The sequence below is a fragment of the Hymenobacter endophyticus genome (assembly GCF_032464715.1).
GTDB lineage: Bacteria > Bacteroidota > Bacteroidia > Cytophagales > Hymenobacteraceae > Hymenobacter > Hymenobacter endophyticus.
On record NZ_JAWDJT010000012.1, the window covers coordinates 73,445 to 94,190 of the forward strand.

A 20,746-nucleotide genomic window follows, 5' to 3' on the forward strand; every position below is an offset into this window, starting at 1 on the left:
AGCGGATAGCCGGCCCGGTACCGCATAGGCTGCAAGCGCCACCGTCTGTGCCGCTTCGAGCCTATTGTGCGGGAGGCAAGCAGTCCCAGCGCGGGCGCACGGGGCTGAGCCGGTTTCTGCAAGCCAGCTCAGACAGCCTCCGTCGGGCCTGCTAACGCTTGAAAACGGCCCGACAGGCGCTATATCGGGCCGGTGAGCTGGTAGCCCGGCGGCCCAGCGCTTCCTTTACCGGCACTTTCCGCGCAGGTCGAGGAACACCAACCGCCAGCGGCCACCCACGCCGGCCGATTTCGAGAAGTGGAACTGGTAGCCGGTGCGGGTTTGCAGCACCCCGCGCACGCAGCGGCCCTGGGCGGCCTGGGCCTGGTTGCGGTTGCCCCCTTTGATGGCCGCGGTTTTCCAGAAATCCAGCGCCCGAAACGGCGCGGATGGCCCTACGAAGCAGCCCTCTTCGGCAAAGGTGCCGGCGGGGCAGGCCGCAGCGGGCAGCTTGGCCACCGGCTTGGGCGCCGCGCAGGTCATGAGTTGTTTGTCCAGGGCGAAAAGCGGCTGTTGGTGCTGGTCGCGGAAGCGGCGCACGTCGGCCACCCGCGTCACGAGTGGCACGCCGCCGGCCTGCTCCAGTACCCACAGGCCGTATTCGGGGTCGAGCAGTTGATTGAGGGTGGCCGCGTCGTGTCCCCGCAGGCTGCCGTCGAGGATAAGCCAGGCGCCGGTCACGGAGGTATCGGCAGGCATGACCGGATTTTCGGTTTTGGCGGCGGCCGAGTCGGGCTTGGGTGTGCTGGCGGCCGTGAGTACCTGCGGCTGGCCCTGGCCGGTGGGCTTGGCGGGCATGCCATTGGGATTTTTAACGTCGCCGCAGGAGGTTACCAGCAAGGCCAGGACGGACAAAAGTTGTTGAAGACGCATGTGAGGTGATAATTGAGCTGTTGGCCAGACTGGATGAGGCGGCCGATGGAGAAAGTGTGGCCGAGCTCGGTCGAGGGGCTGGCGCTGTCGGAGCGGGGAGTGGGTGAAGGGTCAGGAAGCCAGCCAGTCGATGCCTTTGCGCAGCCAGGCTTGGGTGTCGGCCTCCGCCGAGCCGGGCTCCGGGGTGAGGTTGTAGTGCCACTCGGCCTGGGGCGGCAGGCTCATCAGGATGCTTTCCGTGCGCCCCCCGGTTTCCAGACCGAAGCGGGTGCCCCGGTCGATGGCGAGGTTAAACTCGGCGTAGCGGCCGCGACGCACCTGCTGCCAGTGCTTTTCGCGGGCGCCGTGGGGCAGGTCGCGGTTCTGGCGCATCAGGGCGCAGTAGGTGCGGCCGTATACCTCGCCCACGGCTTTCATGAAGGCAAACAGCTCGTCAAAAGTGCCGTCCGGCCCCACTGTAAGTCGGTCGAAGAAGATGCCGCCCACGCCCCGGGTTTCCTGGCGATGGGGCAGGTAGAAATACTCATCGGCCCATTCCTTGAAGCGGGCGTAGTAGGCCGGGTGGTGCTGGTCACACACCTGCTTGATTTCCCGGTGAAACCAGCGCGCTTGCGCCTCATTCACGTAAATCGGGGTTAGGTCCAGCCCGCCGCCGAACCAGGCTTCGCCGTTGCCGGCCTCAAAGTAGCGCACGTTCATGTGCGAGATGGGCACCATCGGGCTGCGCGGGTGCTGCACCACCGAAACGCCGGTGGCGAAGTAAGTGGGGTCGGGCATGAGCAGCTGGCGCGCGGCGGCCTCGCTCAGGCGGCCCCACACCGCCGAGAAGTTAACCCCGCCTTTTTCCAGCACTGCTCCCGGACCGATAACCCGGGTGCGTCCACCACCCCCGCCTTCGTGCGACCACGCATCCTCGCGGAAGGTGGCGCCGCCATCGGCGGCTTCCAGCTGCTGGCACAGCCAGTCCTGAAACTGGCGCATCCACGCCTCCACGGTGGCGCGGGCGGATGCAGGGAAGGTTTGGGGGGGCAAGGGCAGGGAAATAGTCATTTGATAAAGTGGGTTGTCAGGGTGGCGCGCACTCAGCTTGCCGATGCTTTTTCAAGGTGCGGCCCAGCTATCAGCCGGGCTTCGGCTGCTTTGCGCAGGCTGCATTGGGCGCAGCAGCTTGCCGTGGGCTCGGTGCTGGTGCCCAGCACAAGCACCGGAATGCGCAAGTGGTAGGCGTTGGTTTTGGCATAGTGCGGATTGAAGAAGCGCCGCACCAGGCAGCCGTCGGCCGTAGCTACCACCAGCAGTTGCGCCGCCTGTTGCTCGCAGAATTCGCTGAGGTCTTCCAACTCGTCCTCGGCAGGCAGCAGGTGCACCGCGGCCGCAGCAAAGCGGCTGCGCGCAGCAAGCACGCCTTTTTTTAGGGGCGCGAGGCCCGCGCTGCCGGCCCCGTAGAACTGCACCAGGTCGAAGTGCGCCCCGGATGGGCGCACTAAGCCCGGAAGCGGGCTCAGGTGCCGACTGGCCAGCCGGGTAAAGTCGCCCGACACGACCACGCGGGCGGGCAGCTCATGTCGGCCGGGCGGTACCAGCAGCACGGGGCAACTCACTAGCTCGGGCAACAGGGCGCGGGGTGCGCCAGCGGCCTGCGCTTCGGCGCAATCGGCCAGAGCCAGGCCGGCCACCACCAAGTCGGCGTTGAAACCGGCCACCAGCACTTGCAGGCCTTCGGCCGAGAGCCCATCTCCCGCGTGGTAATAGTAGTTGATGCGCCGGCCGCTCTGCCGGGTTAGCTGCCGGTAGCGCAGGCGTTCGGCTAAGGCCTCCAGCCGGTGAAGCAGGTCCGCCCGCCGTTCGGGCGTGAGGGGGCCGTCGGCGGCGCTGTGCACCAGCACAATTTCGGCGGGCAGGCGCAAAGCCAGCTTGTTGGCGTACACCAGCGCGTGTTCGGACGACGCCGTGAAATCAATAGGCACGAGAATGGTTTGCATGGCGAAGAGCTGGTGGGCGCGGGTTGAAAACGGTAGGACAATGCGAGAATAACTATTTGGACTGCTCAGTTGGAGCGGCCGCGGCGGGGCCGTGACAGTAATGCACCGTAGCCGGCTGGCCTGCGGCAACGCGTTCGGAGCCACCTAGTTGCGGACTCACGTAGGGAATGCCCAGTCCCAGCCCCCGCAGAATGAACAGCCCCGCCATAACGGTGGCCAGCACGGGCACGGCCCGCCGCAGCCGCCCCCGCCACGCCAGTGGCACCAGCTGCCCAGTGAGCGACAAGGCCAGCATCAGCGGCAGCGTGCCCAGACCAAACAGGGCCATGTAGCCCGCTGCCCCGGCCACGCCCGGCACGCTCAGGGCCCCGGCCAGCGCCAAATACACTAAGCCGCAGGGCAGCAACCCATTGAGCAGACCCGTGGCATAAAGCGCCCCCAGCGAGGGCTGCTGGTAGTAATACGCCAGCCGGCTTTTAACTTTAGCCAGCACCACATCCAAATCAACAAAGGCAGCGGCCCGGCCCAGCCACCGCTCGGGTGTGGCCACGAGCAGCAGAATCAGCGCGCCCGAAAGCACCGACAAGCCCTGCTGCCAGCCCGCCAGCCGCAGACCCTGGCCCACCGCACCAGCTGCAGCGCCCAGCGCGGCGTAGGTACTCACGCGGCCCAGGTTGTAGAGCACCCGCCCAGCCACGTAACGCCTGCGCGAGCCACCCGCGCCCGGCAGCGCCAGCGCAATGGCCCCGCACATGCCCACGCAGTGGAAGCTGCCCAGCAACCCAAATAGAAAGCCTGCCCAAAGCATCATACCGCGTATTATTAAGATACAAAGACGCCGGCGCGAACGCCCTGGCCAAGAGTTAGATGGATAACTCCTTTTCCACAAAATACTGGTGGCCGCCGGCCGTAAAATCCAGCCGCAGCCGCCAGTAGCCCGCCAGCAGCCGGCTGGTGTTCAGCTCTTGCCGCGCCGAGTCCCCGGTCGGCGAAAAGGGCAGCCGGAAATCCAGCTTCTGGTCGGAGGGCCGGAAGAAGTACAGCGTGCCCCGCACCGCCTGCCCGGCCAAGGCGGGCGGCAGTTGGAGGGTAAGGCGCTGAGAAGCTCGTTCGTAGGCCACACGCACCGGGGCGGGCAGCGCGGCCGTGCGCGCCACCGATTCCATGCGCTGCTGGTAGGCCAGCTCCTGCTGGTAGTAGTCGGCGCTCACCAGGTCCACGTTGGTGCGCATGGCCCGCTGCACCATGTAGCCGATGTAGGCAGCAAAGAGCACGAAAGTGGCAATGATGGCGTAGGGCCAAAGGTTGCGGCGGGTAGTGGTCATGGGGTTGAATTGTAGCGCGGACGCTGCGAGTCCGCGCCTGGGCGGATTTCGTTCGGGTGTGGTGCGGGCGCGGACTCGCGGCGTCCGCGCTACTTTTCACTGCACCGGCCCGAGGAACTTGGTTTTGGTTTCGGTAATCAACTGGCCCCCGCTGAACACACCGATGCGGATTTTCTGGTTGGTGGTGTGCAGCGCCGACTTGGGCAACTCAGCGAAGAACACGCCCTCGGTGATGCCTTGGGCTGGTAGTTTCAGCCCGTCGTTGCCGACCAGCGCAATGGTGCCGCCGGCGGGCTCCAGCATCTTCAGGGTGATGGGGTACGGGTGATTGGTTTTGTTGATAACCGAGATGTTGTAGAGGTTGGTGATGGTGCCGTGGGCGGTTTTCTGAAACAGCTGGCCCGGCGTGCGCAGCACCGTGGCTTCCACGTTGGAGCGCGACACCAACAGGAAGGTGAGGCCCAGCAGCACCGCCACCAGGGCCCCCGATAGCGCTTTCATGCGGCCCGTGAGGCGAAAGCGCGTGCCCTGAGCAATGTCGTTGACCGAGGCGTGGCGGATGAGGCCCAGCGGCAGGTTCACCATTTCCATGATGTGGTTGCAGGCGTCGACGCAGGCCGTGCAGTTGGTGCATTCCAGCTGCTGCGCCCCGTTGCGGATGTCGATGCCCGTGGGGCACACCTGCACGCACTGGTGGCAGTCGATGCAGTCCCCAGCCAGGCGCACTTGGTTTTTGCGCAGCTTCTCGCGCGGCTCGCCCCGCTTGTAATCGTAGGCCACCACCAGGCTGTCTTTATCCAGCAACACGCCTTGCAGACGGCCGTAGGGGCAGGCGATGGTGCACACCTGCTCGCGAAAGCGAGCAAAAACGGCGTAGAACACGCCCGTGAACACGACCATTGACGCCAGTCCGCCCAGGTGAGCCGCGGGCGGGTCCGTAATAATCTTCACCAGCTCGTCCGAGCCCACGATGTAGGCCAGGAAGGTGTTGGCAATCAGAAAGGAAAGCAGCAGAAACAGCGTGTGCTTGCTGGTTTTGCGCCAGATTTTGTTCCAGGTCCAGTCGGCCCGGTCCAGGGCTTTTTGCTGGGGGCCGTCGCCTTCGAGCCAGTACTCGATGCGGCGGAACACCATCTCCAGAAAGATGGTCTGCGGGCACACCCAGCCGCAGAACAGGCGGCCGTAGACGATGGTGAACAGGATGATGAACAGCACAAACGCCAGCGCCCCTACCAACAGAATGAAAAAATCCTGGGGCCAGAAAATCTGGCCGAAGATGATGAACTTCCGGGCCGGCAGGTTCAGCATGAGCACCGGCAGCTCGTGAATGCGCAGCCAGGGGCCGGCAAAGAGCAAGGCCAGCAGGCCGTAGCTAATCCACTTGCGGGCGCGGTAGAGCCGGCCGCTGGGCTTCTTGGGATACAGCCAGATGCGCTTGCCTTCGCCATCCACCGTCGCAATGTGGGTGCGAAAGTCGTCGTCGGGCTGATAGTTGATAGCGGCCATTGGGGTGGTAAATTAGTGGTGTGCTCCGGTGCGCCGGCGCCAACCGGCCGGCCGGGGTCGGTCAACTCGTCAACAGCCGGTTTGCGGTGCCGGGCCTTACTTGCTGGCCAGGGGCTTGCCGCCGGCTTCCTTCTCGCCCTGCGGCTCTTTGGCGCCCGCCGGCTTCGAGCCTTGCAGCGACTGGATGTAGGAGGCCACTTGCAGAATCTGCTTGCCGGCCAGCTTGCCCTTCCAAGCCACCATGCCCTTGCTGGTCACGCCGTACTTAATGGTTTTGTAGACGTGGTTGATTTCGCCGCCGTGCAGCCAGTACTCGTCGGTGAGGTTGGGCCCCACTTTGCCCTCGGCGCTGGCCCCGTGGCAGGGGGCGCAGTTGGTGGCGAAAATGCTTTTGCCGGCGGCCAGGTCGGCCGGGGCGGTGAGGGCCGTGTAGGTCGTAAGCTTGTTGGGGTCGTCGGCCTCGGCCGACACCAGCAGGGTAGCCTGGCGCATCTCGGTTTCGTACTCGGCCAGCTGCAGCTGCCCGGCGTTGGCCACGTGGTAGTAGCCCATGTAGCCCACGGCAAACACGATGGTGAAGTAAAAGCCGTACTTCCACCACGGCGGCAAGTCGTTGTCGTACTCCGAGATGCCGTCGTACTCGTGGCCCATCAGCTCGTCCTTGCGTTCCCCGTTCACCAGGCGGGTGTCACCGACCAGCAGGCCCACCACCTTGCCGCTCCAGGTGTCGTGCACCGTGGGCAACTCGTAGAGTTTGCGCAGCTGTGGCTTGAGCTTGACGACTATCATCGTAAAGAGCAAGGCAAACACCAGCAGCACCAGCACCAGCGTGCTGAGCAAAAACCAAAACAGCATTTCCTGGGTGTCGGGGCCACCCGTCTTGGCCGGCGCGGCGGCCGGCTCCTGGGCTACGGCGGCGCCTGCCTGTAGTAGGCCGGCGAGGAGCAGCGGCCCGGTCTTTCGGGTCAAATGGGTTAACATGCGGCGGCTTCTGGCTTCGTGGAGGTAGAAGAGGACGGGTGGGTGGCCACTTCCGGCGCGGCGCGCTGCTGCTGCCAGTAGGGGCTGCTGGTGGCCGAGGCCACGGAGGTGCCGACGACTACAACCAGCAGCGCCACGAGGCCCAGTACGCCCACCAGCACCCAAAACAGTGCATCCGAGCCCGAGGGCGCGGGCGCGGTGGCCGGAGTTTGGCCAGCGGCCAGGTAACTCGTGAGCAGGCCCGTGGCCGTCATCAGGAGGGAGCGTCTGGCTAGCATAGCACGTCGGGGCCGAGGGCCGGTTGCGGGGTTTCGTCGTCGGCGCGCAGGGGCATTTCGCTCATCTCGCGCAGGTGCTGGCGGTTGGCCCGCACCACGTACACGAGCAGGCCCAGGAAAAACAGGAAGAAGATAGCCAGCGAGATGAGCGGGTATATCTCGACCCCGGCAATAGATTGCAATACTTTCTTGTCCATGGTCTGGCACTGAAAAGGGGTTACTGGGCGGCCGCGGCGGCCTGCTCGGGCTTCACTTTGATGTCGGTGCCCAAGCGCTGGAGGTAGGCAATCAGGGCCACAATCTCTTTGTCCGACTTCACCTCGATGTCCTCCTTTTTCAGGTCGCGCACGATGCCGTCGGCCTGGGCGCGGGCATCGGCCTCGGCCTGCTGGTCGAAGCCCGCCGGGTAAGGTGTGCCCAACTGTTGCAGCACCCGAATTTTGGTAGGCAGGGTACTGTAGTCAATGGTGTTGTCATACAGCCAGGGGTAGGGCGGCATGATGGAGCCGGGCGACATGCTGGTGGGGTCCAGCATGTGGTTGTAGTGCCAGGAGTGCGGGTATTTGCCACCCAGGCGGTGCAAATCGGGCCCGGTGCGCTTGCTGCCCCACAAAAAGGGCCGGTCGTACACAAACTCGCCGGCTTTGCTGTACTCGCCGTAGCGCTCGGTTTCCGAGCGGAACGGGCGCACCATCTGGGTGTGGCAGTTCGAGCAGCCTTCTTTAATGTAGAGGTCGCGGCCTTCCAGCTCCAGGGGCCGGTAGGGCTTGACGGAGGCGATGGTGGGCACGTTGCTTTTGACCAGAAAGGTGGGCACCATCTCGATAATGCCGCCAATGGCAATGGCCACGGTGGCCCAGAACGCCAGCTGAAACGGGCGGCGCTCAATCCAGCGGTGCCAGTGGTCGGCGTCGGCGTGCGGGTCTTCGGCGGCGGGCAGCAGCGCGGGGGCCGTGGCTTTCTCCTCGGCCAGCAGCGCGCCGGCCTGGGCCGTCTTGAACAGGTTGTAGGTCATCAGCAGCGCGCCGGCCAGGTAGAGCACCCCGCCGATGCCGCGCAGGTAGTACATGGGCACGATTTGCAGCACCGTTTCCAGGAAGTTGGGGTACTGCAGCATGCCCTCGGCGTTGAACTGCTTCCACATGAGCCCCTGCGTGAAGCCGGCCCAGTACAGGGGCAGCGCGTACACCAGAATGCCGATGGTGCCAATCAAAAAGTGGATGTTGGCCAGCTTCTTGGAGTACAGTTCGGTGCGGTAGAGGCGCGGCCACAGCCAGTAGAGCATGGCAAAGGTCAGGAAGCCGTTCCAGCCCAGGGCCCCCACGTGCACGTGGGCCACAATCCAGTCGGTGAAGTGGGCAATGGCGTTCACGTTCTTAAGGCTCAGCATGGGGCCTTCAAAGGTGGCCATGCCGTAGGCCGTGATGGCCACCACCAGAAACTTGAGCACCGGCTCCTCGCGCACTTTGTCCCAGGCGCCGCGCAGCGTCAGCAGCCCGTTAATCATACCGCCCCAGCTGGGCGCAATCAGCATAATGCTGAACGCCACACCCAGGCTCTGGGCCCAGTCGGGCAAGGACGTATACAGCAAGTGGTGCGGCCCGGCCCAGATGTAGATAAAAATCAAGGACCAGAAGTGGATGATGCTCAGGCGGTAGGAGTACACCGGCCGCCCGGCCGCCTTGGGCAGGAAGTAGTACATCAGCCCCAGGTAGGGCGTGGTCAGGAAGAAAGCCACCGCGTTGTGCCCGTACCACCACTGCACCAGCGCGTCCTGCACACCGGCGTACATGGAGTAGCTTTTCATAAAGCTCACCGGCAGCTCCATGGAGTTGACGATGTGCAGCACGGCGATGGTGATGAACGTGGCGATGTAGAACCAGATGCCCACGTACAGGTGCCGCTCGCGCCGCCGCGCAATGGTGCCGAACATGTTCCAGCCGAACACCACCCAAATCACCGTAATGGCAATGTCAATGGGCCATTCCAGCTCGGCGTACTCCTTGCTCGTGGTGAAGCCCAGGGGCAAGGAAATCAGGGCGCTGAGGATGATGAGCTGCCAGCCCCAGAAGTGAATCTTGCTCAGGGCCTTGGAGTACATCGGCGTTTTGCACAGGCGCTGCAGCGAGTAGTACACGCCCATGAAGATGCCGTTGCCGACGAAGGCGAAAATCACCGCGTTAGTGTGCAGCGGCCGGATGCGGCCGAAGGTGGTGACGGCCGTGTTCATGTTCACGGCGGGCTGCGCCAGCTCGAAGGCGGCCAGGATGCCCACCAGCATGCCGGCAATGCCCCAGAATACGGTGGCCAGGCCGAAATTGCGGACAATCTGGTTGTCGTAGAAAAACGTGTCGACCGCCTGGCTGAGCCGGCTCGGAACCTGCGGCTCGTCGGCGGAAAGAGGCGGCATGGGGGTGGCTTGCATGAGCAAAAAGAAGCTAGTGGTTTACTCCTCCAAAGGTCCTGCAAGCCCCTTTCGGGCGGCATGACGGCGGTCAAGCCCGCACTTGATTAATCTCAACCAAGCGGCTTTTCGCCGCTCCTTGGTTCGTCCGGGTCGGCCGGTTCGTCGGGCACGTCATCGAACAGCATCCGCACCGAGGGCGTGTAAGCATCGTCGTACTGCCCGCTGCGCACGGCCCAGAGAAAGCCACCCAGAAACAGCAGGGCCACGAGCAGGCTGATACCAATCAGCGGAAAAATAATGGTCATAAAAAGCCGGTTTATAGCCGATGGCGCCGGGCCGCCCAGCCCACCAGCAGGGTCGCTGCTACCATCACGCTCAGCGAGCTGATGGGCATGAGAATGGCCGATACAATGGGCGTGAACCGGCCCTGCACCGCCAGCGCCAGCCCGAAGCCGTTGTAGCAGAATGACAACCCAAACGTGACCAGCACCACCCGCAGGCAGGCCCGCGAAAAGCTCAGAAACGCGGCCAACTGCCCAAACGCCCCGGCATCGAGGATGGCATCGCAGGCGGGCGAGAAGTTGGTGAGCTGGTCGGTGAGGGCCAGGCCGGCGTCGGCGGCCCGCAGCGCGCCCGCGTCGTTGAGGCCGTCGCCCACCATCACCACGGTGTGGCCCTGGGCGCGCTCAGCGGCGATGTAGGCCAGCTTATCGGCCGGCGACTGCCGGAAATGCAGCGCCGCGTCCGCGCCAAACAGTGCCCGCAGGCGGGGGCCTTCGGCTTCGGTATCGCCGGAAAGCACCGCCAGCCGGTAGCGGCGGCCCAGTTGGGTTAGCAGCGCCGGCAGGGCCGGACGGTACACGTTGTGAAAGGTAAAGTAGCCAGCCAGCTCGTCGTTCAGGGCCACGTACACCCGCGTTTCGGGCGCCAGGGTCGAAGCCGGCTGTTCCGGTTCTTTTGGTCCGACGGCTTTTTCAGCCGTCCGGTCGGAGGGGGTGACATTGACGAACTCCTGGCCCCCCAGACGCACCGTGCCGCCGGCCGCGTCCGTAGCGGCCACGCCCTGGCCGGGCACTTCGCGGCAGGTGGCCAGCACCAGGGAGGTGGCCGGCAGCTCGTGCGCCAGGCGCTGGCTCAGCGGGTGCGTGGACTGAGCGGCAGCGGTGGCAATCAGCTGCTTTTCGGGGGCCGAGAGGGGCCGGCCGTGGTAGTGCACTTCGGCCTGTGCCGTGTCGGTGAGGGTGCCGGTTTTGTCGAAAATCAGCGTATCGGCGCGGCCCAGCGTTTCGATGACGGCGGCGTTTTTCAGATACAGCTGGTGGCGGCCCAGCACCCGCAGCGCGGCCCCCAGGGCGAAGGGCGTGGCCAGCGACAAGGCGCAGGGGCAGGCAATGACCAGCACCGAGGTGAAGGCCCGCCACATCAGGGCCGTATCGCGCGGGGCCCAATAGGCCAGTGTGCCGGCCGCCAGCAGCAGCGTGAGGGCCACGAAGTAGCGGCCCACGCGGTTGGCGTAGGTTTCCAGGGTGCGGTGAGTTGCCTCCTTGGCGAAGGCCGGGTTGTTCCAGAGCTGGGTGAGGTAGCCTTGGCTGACTTCGCGCACCACTTCCAGCTCAATGGCTTCGCCCAGCTGCCGGCCGCCGGCGTACACCAGCTCGCCCGAGGCGCGGGCCACCGGCGTGCTCTCGCCCGACACGAAGGAGTAGTCCACTTGGCCCGCGCCGCGCAGCAGCACGGCATCGGCGGGCACCACTTCCTGGTGCCGCACCCGGATGCGGTGGCCCTGCTTCAGCTCGTTCACCGAGATGGATTGCTCGCCGGCGGGCGTGAGCAGAGTAACGGCTACCGGGAAGTAAGAAGTGAAGTCGCGGTCGAAGCGCAGGGCGTCGTAGGTGTGCTGCTGCACCCACTTACCAATCAGCATGAAAAACACCAGGCCCGTGAACGAGTCGAAGTACCCCGGTCCGCGCCCCGTGAGCACCTCAAACGTGCTCACGCAGAACAACGACAACAGCCCTAGGCTGATGGGGAAATCGAGGTTGATGTAGCGCTGCCGCAGCCCCTGCCCCGCCGAGTGCCAGAACGGCCGGGCACTGTACAGCAGCACCGGCAACGCCAGGACCATGCTCAGCAGGCCAAAAAAGTATCCGAACCCGGCCTGCAATTCCTCCACAAACGAGAAGTACTCGGGTAGGGCCAGCAGCATCACGTTGCCGAAGGCGAAGGCGGCCAGGCCCAGCTGGTAGTAGAGCGTGCGACCGGCGCGGTGGGGCTGCGCGCCCAGCTCGGCCAGCGTAATCTGCGGCTCGTAGCCCACCGAGGCCAGCAGCTGCACCACGGCCTTGAGGCTGGTTTCGGCCGGGAGGTAAGTAATGGTGATTTCCTTGCGCAGAAACTGCACCCGCGCCTCCACGATGCCGGGGTTGAGCCGGGGCAGGTGCTCGAGCAGCCAGATGCAGGACGTACAGTGCATCTGCGGGATGGCCAGCGTGAGGCGGGCCCGCTCCGGCGAGCGAAACGCGAGTAGCTGCGCCTGCACGGCTTCCGAGTCAAGGTAGTCGAAGCGGCCGGACAGCTCCACGGCCTTCACTTTCAGGCCGGGCTGCGCGTCGAGGCGGTAGTAGGTGCAGAGGTTATGGGCGTCGAGCAGCTCGTACACGGTGCGGCAGCCGGCGCAGCAGAAGGGCTTTTCGGCCAGCAGCGGCTCCGGCGGGCACGCTTCGCCGCAGTGGGCGCAGGCCAGGCGGGTAGCAGGCAGTTCAAGTACGGTAGCGGACACGGTGGACTTGGCAGGTGCAGCCACAAAGCTCCGGGCCGGCCCTTTCGGAAACCTTGACGAGTATCAACCCCCCGCTTGATTGTTGTCAGGGCGGGTCCGGCGGGGGCTGTTCACCTTTGTGCTGCTGGCCGCCTACCGCTGCCAGGGCGGAACCACTCACGCCTTCCGCCAACTTCTCCCCGTTGCACGCCATGATGCGTCCGCCTTTTGCCCTCGTGCTGGTGGCCACCCTGTTTCTATGGGCCGGCCTGATAATTGGCATCTCCTTTCTGGAAGCGCCGCTCAAATTTACGGCCCCACACATCACCCTGGCCCTGGGCGTGGGCATCGGCCGGGTGGTGTTCCACGCCCTGAACAAGGTGGAAATCGGGCTCTGTGCCGGGGCCGCCGTTTGCGCCATTTACCTGCGCGTGCCGGGGCGGGTCGGCGGGGCGCTGGTTCTGCTGGCGGCGGTGCTGCTGCTCCAAACCTTTTGGCTGCTGCCGGCCCTGGATGTGCGGGCCGAGGCCCTACTCCATGGCCACCCCCCGCCGGCCAGCTCCCTGCACCTGCTTTACATCGGCGTGGAGGCGGTCAAGCTCTGCTTGGTGCTCGGCACGGGCACGCTGGCTTACCTGGCGCTGCACCGCCCGCCGCCCCGCCTGGCTTCCCCAACCGGCTTTTGACGCCCGCGCTACCCCGGCCTGCCGGGAGCCCGACAGGCCAGTTGGCTCTTTTTCTTTCGCTATGCCCGATTCCCGCCCCGATATTCAAACCGAAGCCGACGTGAAAACGCTGGTGGACACCTTCTACGACAAAGTGAATGCCGACCCGCTGCTGGCGCCCGTGTTCAACGAGTTTGCCCGCGTCGACTGGGCCGCCCACCTGCCCCGGATGTACGACTTCTGGAGTGGCCTGCTCCTGCACACCGCGCGCTACCGGGGCCAGCCGTTTCGCAAGCATATCCCGCTGCCTATCGGCGGCGCGCACTTTGAGCGGTGGCTGGCCCTTTTTCACCGGACCGTGGACGAGCTGTTTGCCGGCCCGGTGGCGGCCGAAGCCAAGCTCCGCGCTCAAAGCATTGCCCACGTGTTCGAAACGCGCCTGCAGCCCGGCCGGTTGTCGGTGCTCTGAATACCCCAGCAAACCGAAGCAGCCAGCCGCTTCCTTTCATCCCCCATTCATCCCCTACCCTTATGGAATTCAGCAACGGCAGCCTGCTCGCGGGCACCCACCCGCGCGCCACTGAAACGCCCACCCAGGTGCTGCTCCAGCGCGACGGCCACCGCGTGCTGCGCAAAAGCTTCGAGCCCGGCCAGGGCATGGCCCCGCACCACGCCCCGCACGACGTGTTTGTGGTGGTGCTCTCCGGCGAAATGGTCATCACCGTTGGCGGCCAGCCGCAAACCTACGTGGCCGGCGACTACGTCATCTTCCCCGCCGGGGCCGAGCACGGGCTGCGCTGCCAGCAGGCCGCGCATGTTCTCATCTACCTCTAATAAGCCCGTGTTTTCCCCGACAGTCCGTTTTATCGCCTGCCATTTTCCAGCGGGCCGCCAACGGGCAGCCGGGATTTAGGTCGTCCCGGCGGCTTCCAGCAGGTGCGTTACCTGGGCTTCGTCTTCGGGCAGGCCCTCGTGTCGCCACAGCTCCACGCCCTGCCGCACCAGCACGCAGGCCGGCAGCGCGGGTGTACCGAAGCTGCGCACCACGGCCGGGTGGCTGGCTTCGTCTACCTTCAGCACCCGGATGGCCGGGCCCAGCCGGCTTTGCAGCGCCCGCAGGGCGGCGCTGGTGAGGGCCGTGGGCAAGGCGTCGCCCAGTGCGGCCGGCGGCAGCAGAATCAGCAGCACGGCCGGAGCGGGTGGCGGAGCGGGCAAGGAGGAAACAGGCGCCATTAGCGGATACGTGTAGTGAGTTGCCGTAAAATTACTTTTCGCGACCAGCGGCTCCCATGAGCCTCCTCAAGTTCGGGCTTGACCTTTATCATCGCCGCCGCTGGCGGGCCTGGCTAGGCATAAACAGGTCGCCGGGCAGGCAATTAGCAAACCCTTCGGAGTGGGCTAATCGTTTGACCAGGTACTTTAGAGGCTCAGAGGGTCCTTTCGCCCAGTGGCTGCTCTATGACTTTTACCGCCGCTTGCGGCCTTTGCCATGCCCCACGACCCGTTTGCCCGCGCCCTGATTGATGTTTTCCTGAATCAGGCTTCGGAATTTGTGGGCGTGTACGAGGCCCGCGAAGGGCGCTTCACACGGGTGAACCCCGCCGGCGTGCAGCTGCTGGGCTATGCCTCGGAGGCGGCCCTGCTGGCCGAACCGGGCCGGGCCCTCCGCACCCCGGCCTTTTCCGACGCCGACTGGGTGCGGCTCTGCGAGCAGGCCCAGACCCAGGGCCGGCAGGAAGTGGAAACCGAAGTCGGGCCGCCCGACGGCCCGGCCTTTCTGGCGCGCATCGAGCTGACGCCTTTTGCAGTGGAAGGGAGCCCGTATTTCCTGGTGCGCCTCAGCGAGCTTAGCCGCCTGCGGCAGGTGGAGCGCGAGCTGGCCGAAAGTCACCGCCGTTTCGAGGCCGTGGTGGCCAACGCCACCATCGGCATCCTCGTGTGCGACCGCGCCGGCATCATCGTGTCGGCCAACCGGATGGCCCACCAGCAGTTCGACTACGCGGAAGGCGAGCTGGAAGGGTCAGGCATCGACCGGCTGGTGCCGCCCCTGCCGAGCCGCAGCCACGAGCAGCTGCGCGCCTCCTACAATGCCAACCCCCAAGTGCGGGCGCTGAGTGCCCACCGCGGCGAGCTGCACGGCCGGCGCCGCGACGGGTCGGTGTTTCCGGCCGAAATCAGCCTGAGCTATTTCCACCTCGATGAAGCGTTGTTCGTGGTGTCCTACGTTATCGATATCACCGACAAAAAGACCGCCCAACAAGCCTTGGTGGCCGAGCGCCAGCGCGTGGAGCGCCTCAACGCCGACCTGGAGCAAAAAGTGGCCGACCGCACCCACGCCCTGATGACCACCCTCGAGCAGCTGGAGCAGCGCAAGGAAGAACTGGCCCAGGCCCTGGCCGCCGAGCAGGAACTGGGCGAGTTGAAATCGCGCTTCGTGAGCATGGCCTCGCACGAGTTTCGCACCCCGCTCACAGCCGTGCTCACCTCGGCCGCGCTGATTGAGAAATACCCGGCCACCGAGCAGCAGGACAAGCGCCGGCGCCACTTGGAGCGCATCAGGCAGTCGGTGAACCACCTGAACGACATCCTGGAAGAGTTTCTCTCGGTGGGGCGCATCGAGGAAGGCAAGGTGCAGGCCCGGCCGGCCCGCCTCGATTTGCCTGCGCTGCTGCACGACACCATCGCCGATGTGGAGGGCCTGCGCAAGCCCGGTCAGGTTATCCGGCCGGAGGTGAGCTGCCCGACCCCGCTGTGGCTCGACCCCTCGCTGCTGCGCAAAATCCTGGTCAATCTGCTGTCTAACGGGCTGAAATACTCCGGCGAAAACGCGGTGGTGACGGTGCGTGCCGTCTGCGCCGCCGGCCAGCTCGTGCTCACGGTGCAGGACCAGGGCGTGGGCATTTCGGCCGAAGACCAGGAGCACTTGTTTGAGCGGTTTTTCCGGGCCCGCAACGCCGCTAACCTGCCCGGCACCGGCCTGGGCCTCTACATCGTGGCCCGCTACCTGGAGCTGATGCGTGGCACCATTGCCTTGCAAAGCGCGCTGGAAGTGGGCACCACCGTCATCATTACCATTCCCTATGAAGACCATTCTGCTGATTGAGGACAACGACTTTATCCGCGAAAACACCGCCGAAATCCTGGAAATGACCGGCTACCAGGTGCTCACGGCCGAAAACGGCAAGATGGGCGTGGAAAAAGCCCTGGCGACGAAGCCGGATTTGGTGGTCTGCGACATCATGATGCCCGTGCTCGACGGCTACGGCGTGCTGCACATCTTCAACCAAAACCCGCAGCTGGCGGGCGTCCCGTTCATTTTCCTCACCGCCAAAACCGAGCGTACCGACCTGCGCCGCGGCATGGAGCTGGGCGCCGACGACTACCTCACCAAGCCCTTCGACGACTCGGAGCTGCTCAGCGCCATTGCCGGCCGCCTGGCCCGGTTCCAGCACCTCAAGCCGGAGTACGCGCCTACGCCCACCGGCTTGGATTCCTTTCTGCGCGATGCGCAGCAGGCCGGCGGCCTGGCAGCCCTGACCGCCGAGCGCCGCCCCCATGCCGTGCCCCGCAAGCAGCTCGTTTACGCCGAAGGCGACGAGGCTACCCGCCTCTACTTCGTGCAGCGCGGGCGGGTGAAAACCAGCAAAACCACGGCCACGGGCAAGGAGCTGATTACGGCAATTCACGAAGAAGGCGCGTTTTTTGGCTACCAGGCCCTGCTGGCCGGCACGCCCCATCACGATACGGCAGTGGCCGTGGAAGACACCACCCTGCTCTACATTCCGGCGGCCGACTTCACGCTGCTGCTGCTGCGCAACCCCGAGGTGAGCCACCAGTTTGTGCGCCTGCTCGTGGGCCGGGTGCAGCAGCAGGACGAACAACTCCTGGACCTGGCCTACAACTCGCTGCGCAAGCGCGTGGCCGACGCGCTACTGCACCTGCACGCCCAGCAATCCGCTTTCACTCCGGCCGACCCCCTCATTCAACTCACCCGCGACGACCTGGCCGCCCTCATCGGCACCGCCCCGGAGTCGCTGAGCCGCATTTTGAGCGAGTTCCGCCAGGAAGGCATTATCGAGCTCACCAACAAGTTCATCCGCGTGCTGCACTCCGACAAGCTGCGCGGCAGCAATTGGTAGGATGGGTTTTCACATTTATATCCCCGTTTCAGTAAACAAGCCAGCAACTTGTCTAGGCAGTTATGAATTCTTTGAAAAACCGGCAAAATCAGTTCGAAAATTTCTTCAGCTAGCAGTGGTCAGAAAAAGGCTTCGCACCATCAGTAAGCTGTACGACTCGGCGCTGTTGAAATGGACGAACACCCAGAAACACTCGAGCCAACACCTGCCCTTTCAGTAATCCTGATATGGCCTGGTCATCCAAGCCAGGGCATTCTCTTTCCGGTAGAAAAACCCGGTGCAACCATTCATCATCCGACGGGCACGATGGTATCTACAGTAGAATCAGCGAAAAAAAGACAAGCTAACATTTTTTAAACGAGCGTTTGGAAAACGTTAACTTTGCCGGAAACGCCGGTTTTTGCTCCTTCTATATGCGTACTTCGTCTTCACCAGCCCGTCACTACTTTGCCTACTACCGGGTCTCAACGCAGAAGCAGGGTGCGTCGGGCTTGGGCTTAGAGGCTCAACGGGCAGCGGCTCGCGCCTTCGTGGCGGACCCGACTGCCTTGCGCGGTGAGTACGTCGAAATCGAGAGCGGCAAGAAGAACCACCGGCCTCAGCTGCTGGCCGCCATCGCGGCGGCCCGACAGGCGGGCGGGGTACTGCTCATCGCCAAGCTGGACCGGCTCTCGCGCAACGCCGGTTTCATCTTCACCCTACGCGACGCGGGGGTGGAATTTATTTGCTGCGACATGCCCGACGCGAATACGCTTACCGTGGGCTTGTTCGCGGTGCTGGCCCAGCACGAGCGGGAGACCATCTCCAAGCGGACTAAGGACGCGCTCACCGCCAAGAAGGCACGGGGGGCCACGTTGGGCACGCCGGCCAACCTGACGGCCGCGGCCCGGCAACGGGGCTTAGCCGTGCGCCAGCAGAACGCCCGGGACAACCAAGCCAACAAACAGGCCAGCCGTGTAGCAACGCTGCTGCAGCTGCAAGGCCACAACCTGACCCAGATTACCCGCGAACTCAACGAGGCCGGCTACCGCACCCGCCGGGGCAAGGCCTTTCACTTGGCCACGGTTCGTCGGCTCCTGGTCCGGGTCGCCACAAAACCAACGTAACCAGCAGCCCATCTGCTTGCCGACCCCGACGTGTAGGGAGGGCGTTTCAGCCGCAGCAAAAACCCACGCGTGTGATACCACCGATGACAGACGTGAAATTCCTTAACGTGCTATTTATTCCGTTTTCTGTGAGGACCCCACTACCTGACCGAGCAGGCCCATCAGGCGCAATCCGACCGGCCGGCCGCCGCGCTGAGTCCGTCGGAGCTGGAGTTTCTGTTTCATTCCTCGCGCACGGCTTCCGGGCTCTACGACCGGGCCCAGCAGCACTTCCGCCAGGCCCAGCAGCTCTGCCGTACGCACGGCCTGGCCGAACTGGCCACCGTTACCGGTCAGCTGCTCCAGAGTGCGCGGCGCCAGCAGCGCCAGGCGGTGCTACACGCCGACTTGCACGCGCAACAACGCACTAAAAGCGACCAGCTCTTCTTTCCCGACCGCCCTGCCTTCTCCCGCGACCTGGTACCCGGGGCACTCAGCCGGTGCCGGCAGCAGCTCGGGGCCAGCCGCACCCCGCAGGGCCGGTGGCTGGATCTGCTCACGGATCAGGCCGACAGCCAGTACCTGGTAACGGCGTATGCCGGCGCGCTCCTCTGTGACGACGTTGACCGGCCCGGTCTGGCGGTAGAAGCCAGCGACAGCTTGTTTCCCATCGAGCAGCAGCCCGGCCGCCTACTGCCCGGCGTAACCCTGGCCCTGGGCCTGCGCCTGCAGAAGCGCAGCAGCGCGCACCAACCCGTTGCAACTCCCCGCGCCTGGCTGGATTACCAGGACGCCGACGGCGGGTGGGTTGCTTACCGCGACGTGGCCGCACTGCGCCAACAACTGGGCGGCCGGGAAGAACAGGACCTGAGCGGCTGGACCAGTACCCATGCCTGTATCACGGCCCTGAACGCGTGGGTTCTGCGCGAATTTTCCGCCTGCACGGCCGCCTATGCCGCGTCCTGCGCGTGGCTGCTGACCCGGCAGGAGCCGGATGGCAGCTGGCCGGCCTACTGGTGGTCGAGCCCCCTTTTCAGTACGGCCTACGCGGTGCTGGCCCTGGGCAACACGCCGGCCCACCATGCGGCCGTGCAACGGGCAAGCCGGTGGCTGCTGGCCGGCCAGCAGGCCGACGGCAGCTGGCACGTTCAGGGCCGGCCCAGTGCCTATTACACGGCGCTGGTTCTGCAGGCCTTGCTGGCCGGCCCTGATCAGGCGGACAGCCCGCCTCTGGAAGCGGCCGCCGCCTGGCTGGTGAGTCAGCAAATGACCGATGGCAGCTGGCCCGCCACGGCGCTGCTGCGCCTGCCGGAGCCGGCCGCCCAGCAACCGGATTCACTTGCCCCGGCCAACCCTTCCCCCTTCGGCCTGAACGTGGTGCTCGTCGATCACAACCGCGTGCTCACGACGGCCGCGGCCTACAGTGCCCTGCGGGCCTACTACCAGCGGCAAGTTCTCCAGCAAGCCGCCTGATGCTCGTATCCCATCTCGAAACAACACCGTTCGGAGACGGCCGCTGGGTGCTGCGTACCCCCAGCGGCCGTCATGCGTTACTGAGCGAGGCCAGCTACCGCCTGCTGCAGCTGCTGCGCGACGTGCCCCACCCGGAGTATGCCCTACCGCGTTTCAACGCCGAATTCGGCGGCGCGTACTCACCCGCCGAGTTTGCCGACCTGATTCACGATCAGTTTGCGGGCCTGGGTGTGCTGGCGCAGGACGAAACACCGCTCCGGCCGCTGCCGCCCGATCCGCTACCCGTGCGCTGGCAGCTGCTGCCGGCACCCGTGGCCGGGCGGCTGGCCACGGTGCTGCAGCCGCTGCTCGGTTATGCCGTGCTGCGCTGGCTGCTGCCGCTGCTATTGGTGGTGAGCCCCCTGGTGGCCTGGCAGGCGGCGCACCTGACGGCCGGCACTACTACCCACGCGGCGGCCGGTGGCGGGCTGCTGGTGGCGTTACTGCTGCTGTCGTCGCTGGTGCACGAGCTGGGCCATATCGCCGCCTGCTCCCGGGTCGGTATCCGGCACGGCGGCATCGGGGTCGGCCTGTACCTGTATCTGCTGCCGGCATTCTACGCCGACGTGACGGCCATCTGGCAGGCCCCGCCGCAACAGCGGCTCATTGCCAACGCCGCCGGCATTGTCACCCAACTGGTATTCGCGCTGGCGCTGGCCGGCGTTGCCGTAGCAGGCGGCTGGCCCGCGCTGCTGCCCGCCGTCGTGACCATCATCGTGATGGCCTGGTGGCAGTTCAACATTTTCAGCCGGCACGACGGGTACTGGCTGCTCGCTGATTTTACGGGGCAACCGCTGCTCATGGAAAATGCGCGGCAGCAACTGCGGCAGACGCTGCAGGGCCTCTGGCCCCAGTCCCGCCCGCAGTGGGCGTTGCTGGCCTACGGCCTGGCCAACGGCGCGGCCACTTCCCTGCTGCTGGGCCTGGCCCTGCTGCGCTATAGCCATCGCCTGCCCGAACTGCCGGCCCACCTGGTGCTGGCCGGCCGCCAGCTGCTGGCCGGGCAATGGCCCCGGCTCAGCCCCGGCGACCTGCCCGCCCTGGTATTTTGCCTGATCCTGGGCCGGCTGCTGCTGCAGGCCCTCAAGTGGGCAATGCGGCAACTGAAACGGCTGATTAAAAATTAATTATAGACGAAATAAAAATTAACTTTTGATTAGGTATCGAAACAACTACTTTTATCCATCGTGTCACCG

Annotated in this window: 21 protein-coding genes; 8 read left to right on the forward strand and 13 right to left on the reverse strand. The window is 65.1% G+C overall.

Translation table 11 applies throughout. The features are described from left to right. Nucleotides 1-225 precede the first annotated feature (225 nt). From ROI90_RS16640 to ROI90_RS16695, 12 genes are all read right to left on the reverse strand, one after another. Complete coding sequence (locus ROI90_RS16640) at nt 226-912, reverse strand: hypothetical protein (RefSeq protein WP_315999491.1); 687 nt, start codon at nt 910-912, stop codon at nt 226-228. Nucleotides 913-1,023: 111 nt separating this feature from the next. Beyond that, a complete protein-coding gene (gene hemF / locus ROI90_RS16645) occupies nt 1,024-1,962 on the reverse strand; it encodes an oxygen-dependent coproporphyrinogen oxidase (protein WP_315999492.1) in 939 nt (312 codons plus the stop codon). 32 nt (nt 1,963-1,994) lie between these two features. After that, nucleotides 1,995-2,894, reverse strand: a complete 900-nt coding sequence (locus tag ROI90_RS16650; protein WP_315999493.1) for a universal stress protein — start codon at nt 2,892-2,894, stop codon at nt 1,995-1,997. A gap of 52 nt (nt 2,895-2,946) precedes the next feature. Beyond that, on the reverse strand, nt 2,947-3,705 hold the full coding sequence (locus ROI90_RS16655) for a sulfite exporter TauE/SafE family protein (protein ID WP_315999494.1): 759 nt from the start codon (nt 3,703-3,705) through the stop codon (nt 2,947-2,949). 52 nt (nt 3,706-3,757) lie between these two features. Beyond that, complete coding sequence (locus ROI90_RS16660; RefSeq protein ID WP_315999495.1) at nt 3,758-4,219, reverse strand: FixH family protein; 462 nt, start codon at nt 4,217-4,219, stop codon at nt 3,758-3,760. A 96-nt stretch (nt 4,220-4,315) separates the two neighbouring features. Further along, entirely contained in the window at nt 4,316-5,725 is a 1,410-nt protein-coding gene (ccoG, locus tag ROI90_RS16665; protein WP_315999496.1) for a cytochrome c oxidase accessory protein CcoG, read from the reverse strand. Nucleotides 5,726-5,821: 96 nt separating this feature from the next. Then, the gene (locus tag ROI90_RS16670) at nt 5,822-6,694 is read right to left on the reverse strand and encodes a cbb3-type cytochrome c oxidase N-terminal domain-containing protein (RefSeq protein ID WP_315999497.1); all 873 of its coding nucleotides are present in this window, start codon (nt 6,692-6,694) and stop codon (nt 5,822-5,824) included. Nucleotides 6,695-6,699: 5 nt separating this feature from the next. Next, nucleotides 6,700-6,984 carry a hypothetical protein gene (locus ROI90_RS16675; RefSeq protein ID WP_315999498.1) on the reverse strand — a complete coding sequence of 95 codons (285 nt, stop codon included), beginning with the start codon at nt 6,982-6,984 and terminating at the stop codon, nt 6,700-6,702. Beyond that, nucleotides 6,978-7,181, reverse strand: a complete 204-nt coding sequence (locus ROI90_RS16680; protein WP_315999499.1) for a hypothetical protein — start codon at nt 7,179-7,181, stop codon at nt 6,978-6,980. Before ROI90_RS16680 ends, ROI90_RS16675 begins: the two co-directional genes overlap by 7 nt. A gap of 20 nt (nt 7,182-7,201) precedes the next feature. Next, on the reverse strand, nt 7,202-9,394 hold the full coding sequence (ccoN, locus tag ROI90_RS16685; RefSeq protein ID WP_315999588.1) for a cytochrome-c oxidase, cbb3-type subunit I: 2,193 nt from the start codon (nt 9,392-9,394) through the stop codon (nt 7,202-7,204). 107 nt (nt 9,395-9,501) lie between these two features. Then, complete coding sequence (gene ccoS / locus ROI90_RS16690; RefSeq protein WP_315999500.1) at nt 9,502-9,696, reverse strand: cbb3-type cytochrome oxidase assembly protein CcoS; 195 nt, start codon at nt 9,694-9,696, stop codon at nt 9,502-9,504. A gap of 11 nt (nt 9,697-9,707) precedes the next feature. Next, a complete protein-coding gene (locus tag ROI90_RS16695; RefSeq protein ID WP_315999501.1) occupies nt 9,708-12,170 on the reverse strand; it encodes a heavy metal translocating P-type ATPase in 2,463 nt (820 codons plus the stop codon). 191 nt (nt 12,171-12,361) lie between these two features. Here ROI90_RS16695 and ROI90_RS16700 point away from each other — a divergent pair, with 191 nt between their 5' ends. From ROI90_RS16700 to ROI90_RS16710, 3 genes are all read left to right on the forward strand, one after another. Continuing rightward, entirely contained in the window at nt 12,362-12,835 is a 474-nt protein-coding gene (locus tag ROI90_RS16700) for a hypothetical protein (protein ID WP_315999502.1), read from the forward strand. A gap of 61 nt (nt 12,836-12,896) precedes the next feature. Then, nucleotides 12,897-13,283 (forward strand): group III truncated hemoglobin, encoded by a 387-nt coding sequence (locus ROI90_RS16705; protein WP_315999503.1) that lies wholly within the window; start codon nt 12,897-12,899, stop codon nt 13,281-13,283. Between the two features lie 62 nt (nt 13,284-13,345). After that, entirely contained in the window at nt 13,346-13,648 is a 303-nt protein-coding gene (locus tag ROI90_RS16710) for a cupin domain-containing protein (protein WP_315999504.1), read from the forward strand. Between the two features lie 75 nt (nt 13,649-13,723). Here the strand turns inward: ROI90_RS16710 and ROI90_RS16715 are convergent, their stop codons facing one another. Continuing rightward, a complete protein-coding gene (locus ROI90_RS16715; RefSeq protein WP_315999505.1) occupies nt 13,724-14,047 on the reverse strand; it encodes a thioredoxin domain-containing protein in 324 nt (107 codons plus the stop codon). Nucleotides 14,048-14,303: 256 nt separating this feature from the next. Between ROI90_RS16715 and ROI90_RS16720 the strand changes: the two genes are divergently transcribed. The 5 genes from ROI90_RS16720 to ROI90_RS16740 all read left to right on the forward strand — a co-directional run bounded on the left by ROI90_RS16720 (nt 14,304) and on the right by ROI90_RS16740 (nt 20,677). Continuing rightward, nucleotides 14,304-15,917: a sensor histidine kinase gene (locus tag ROI90_RS16720; RefSeq protein WP_315999506.1), complete on the forward strand. Its 1,614-nt coding sequence runs from the start codon at nt 14,304-14,306 to the stop codon at nt 15,915-15,917. After that, nucleotides 15,895-16,953, forward strand: a complete 1,059-nt coding sequence (locus ROI90_RS16725; protein WP_315999507.1) for a response regulator — start codon at nt 15,895-15,897, stop codon at nt 16,951-16,953. The genes ROI90_RS16720 and ROI90_RS16725 overlap by 23 nt, the downstream gene beginning before the upstream one ends. Before the next feature lie 413 nt (nt 16,954-17,366). Continuing rightward, on the forward strand, nt 17,367-18,059 hold the full coding sequence (locus ROI90_RS16730) for a recombinase family protein (protein ID WP_315999508.1): 693 nt from the start codon (nt 17,367-17,369) through the stop codon (nt 18,057-18,059). 387 nt (nt 18,060-18,446) lie between these two features. After that, entirely contained in the window at nt 18,447-19,511 is a 1,065-nt protein-coding gene (locus ROI90_RS16735; RefSeq protein WP_315999509.1) for a prenyltransferase/squalene oxidase repeat-containing protein, read from the forward strand. Beyond that, nucleotides 19,511-20,677 carry a site-2 protease family protein gene (locus ROI90_RS16740; protein WP_315999510.1) on the forward strand — a complete coding sequence of 389 codons (1,167 nt, stop codon included), beginning with the start codon at nt 19,511-19,513 and terminating at the stop codon, nt 20,675-20,677. Before ROI90_RS16735 ends, ROI90_RS16740 begins: the two co-directional genes overlap by 1 nt. Nucleotides 20,678-20,746: the final 69 nt, after the last annotated feature.

Coding starts and splice junctions, on each gene's coding strand:
- ROI90_RS16640 (WP_315999491.1), bottom strand. CDS start 912: ATGCGTCTTCAACAACTTTTGTCCGTCCTGGCCTTGCTGGTAACCTCC.
- hemF (WP_315999492.1), bottom strand. CDS start 1,962: ATGACTATTTCCCTGCCCTTGCCCCCCCAAACCTTCCCTGCATCCGCC.
- ROI90_RS16650 (WP_315999493.1), bottom strand. CDS start 2,894: ATGCAAACCATTCTCGTGCCTATTGATTTCACGGCGTCGTCCGAACAC.
- ROI90_RS16655 (WP_315999494.1), bottom strand. CDS start 3,705: ATGATGCTTTGGGCAGGCTTTCTATTTGGGTTGCTGGGCAGCTTCCAC.
- ROI90_RS16660 (WP_315999495.1), bottom strand. CDS start 4,219: ATGACCACTACCCGCCGCAACCTTTGGCCCTACGCCATCATTGCCACT.
- ccoG (WP_315999496.1), bottom strand. CDS start 5,725: ATGGCCGCTATCAACTATCAGCCCGACGACGACTTTCGCACCCACATT.
- ROI90_RS16675 (WP_315999498.1), bottom strand. CDS start 6,984: ATGCTAGCCAGACGCTCCCTCCTGATGACGGCCACGGGCCTGCTCACG.
- ROI90_RS16680 (WP_315999499.1), bottom strand. CDS start 7,181: ATGGACAAGAAAGTATTGCAATCTATTGCCGGGGTCGAGATATACCCG.
- ccoN (WP_315999588.1), bottom strand. CDS start 9,394: ATGCCGCCTCTTTCCGCCGACGAGCCGCAGGTTCCGAGCCGGCTCAGC.
- ccoS (WP_315999500.1), bottom strand. CDS start 9,696: ATGACCATTATTTTTCCGCTGATTGGTATCAGCCTGCTCGTGGCCCTG.
- ROI90_RS16700 (WP_315999502.1), top strand. CDS start 12,362: ATGATGCGTCCGCCTTTTGCCCTCGTGCTGGTGGCCACCCTGTTTCTA.
- ROI90_RS16705 (WP_315999503.1), top strand. CDS start 12,897: ATGCCCGATTCCCGCCCCGATATTCAAACCGAAGCCGACGTGAAAACG.
- ROI90_RS16710 (WP_315999504.1), top strand. CDS start 13,346: ATGGAATTCAGCAACGGCAGCCTGCTCGCGGGCACCCACCCGCGCGCC.
- ROI90_RS16715 (WP_315999505.1), bottom strand. CDS start 14,047: ATGGCGCCTGTTTCCTCCTTGCCCGCTCCGCCACCCGCTCCGGCCGTG.
- ROI90_RS16720 (WP_315999506.1), top strand. CDS start 14,304: ATGCCCCACGACCCGTTTGCCCGCGCCCTGATTGATGTTTTCCTGAAT.
- ROI90_RS16725 (WP_315999507.1), top strand. CDS start 15,895: ATGAAGACCATTCTGCTGATTGAGGACAACGACTTTATCCGCGAAAAC.
- ROI90_RS16730 (WP_315999508.1), top strand. CDS start 17,367: ATGCGTACTTCGTCTTCACCAGCCCGTCACTACTTTGCCTACTACCGG.
- ROI90_RS16740 (WP_315999510.1), top strand. CDS start 19,511: ATGCTCGTATCCCATCTCGAAACAACACCGTTCGGAGACGGCCGCTGG.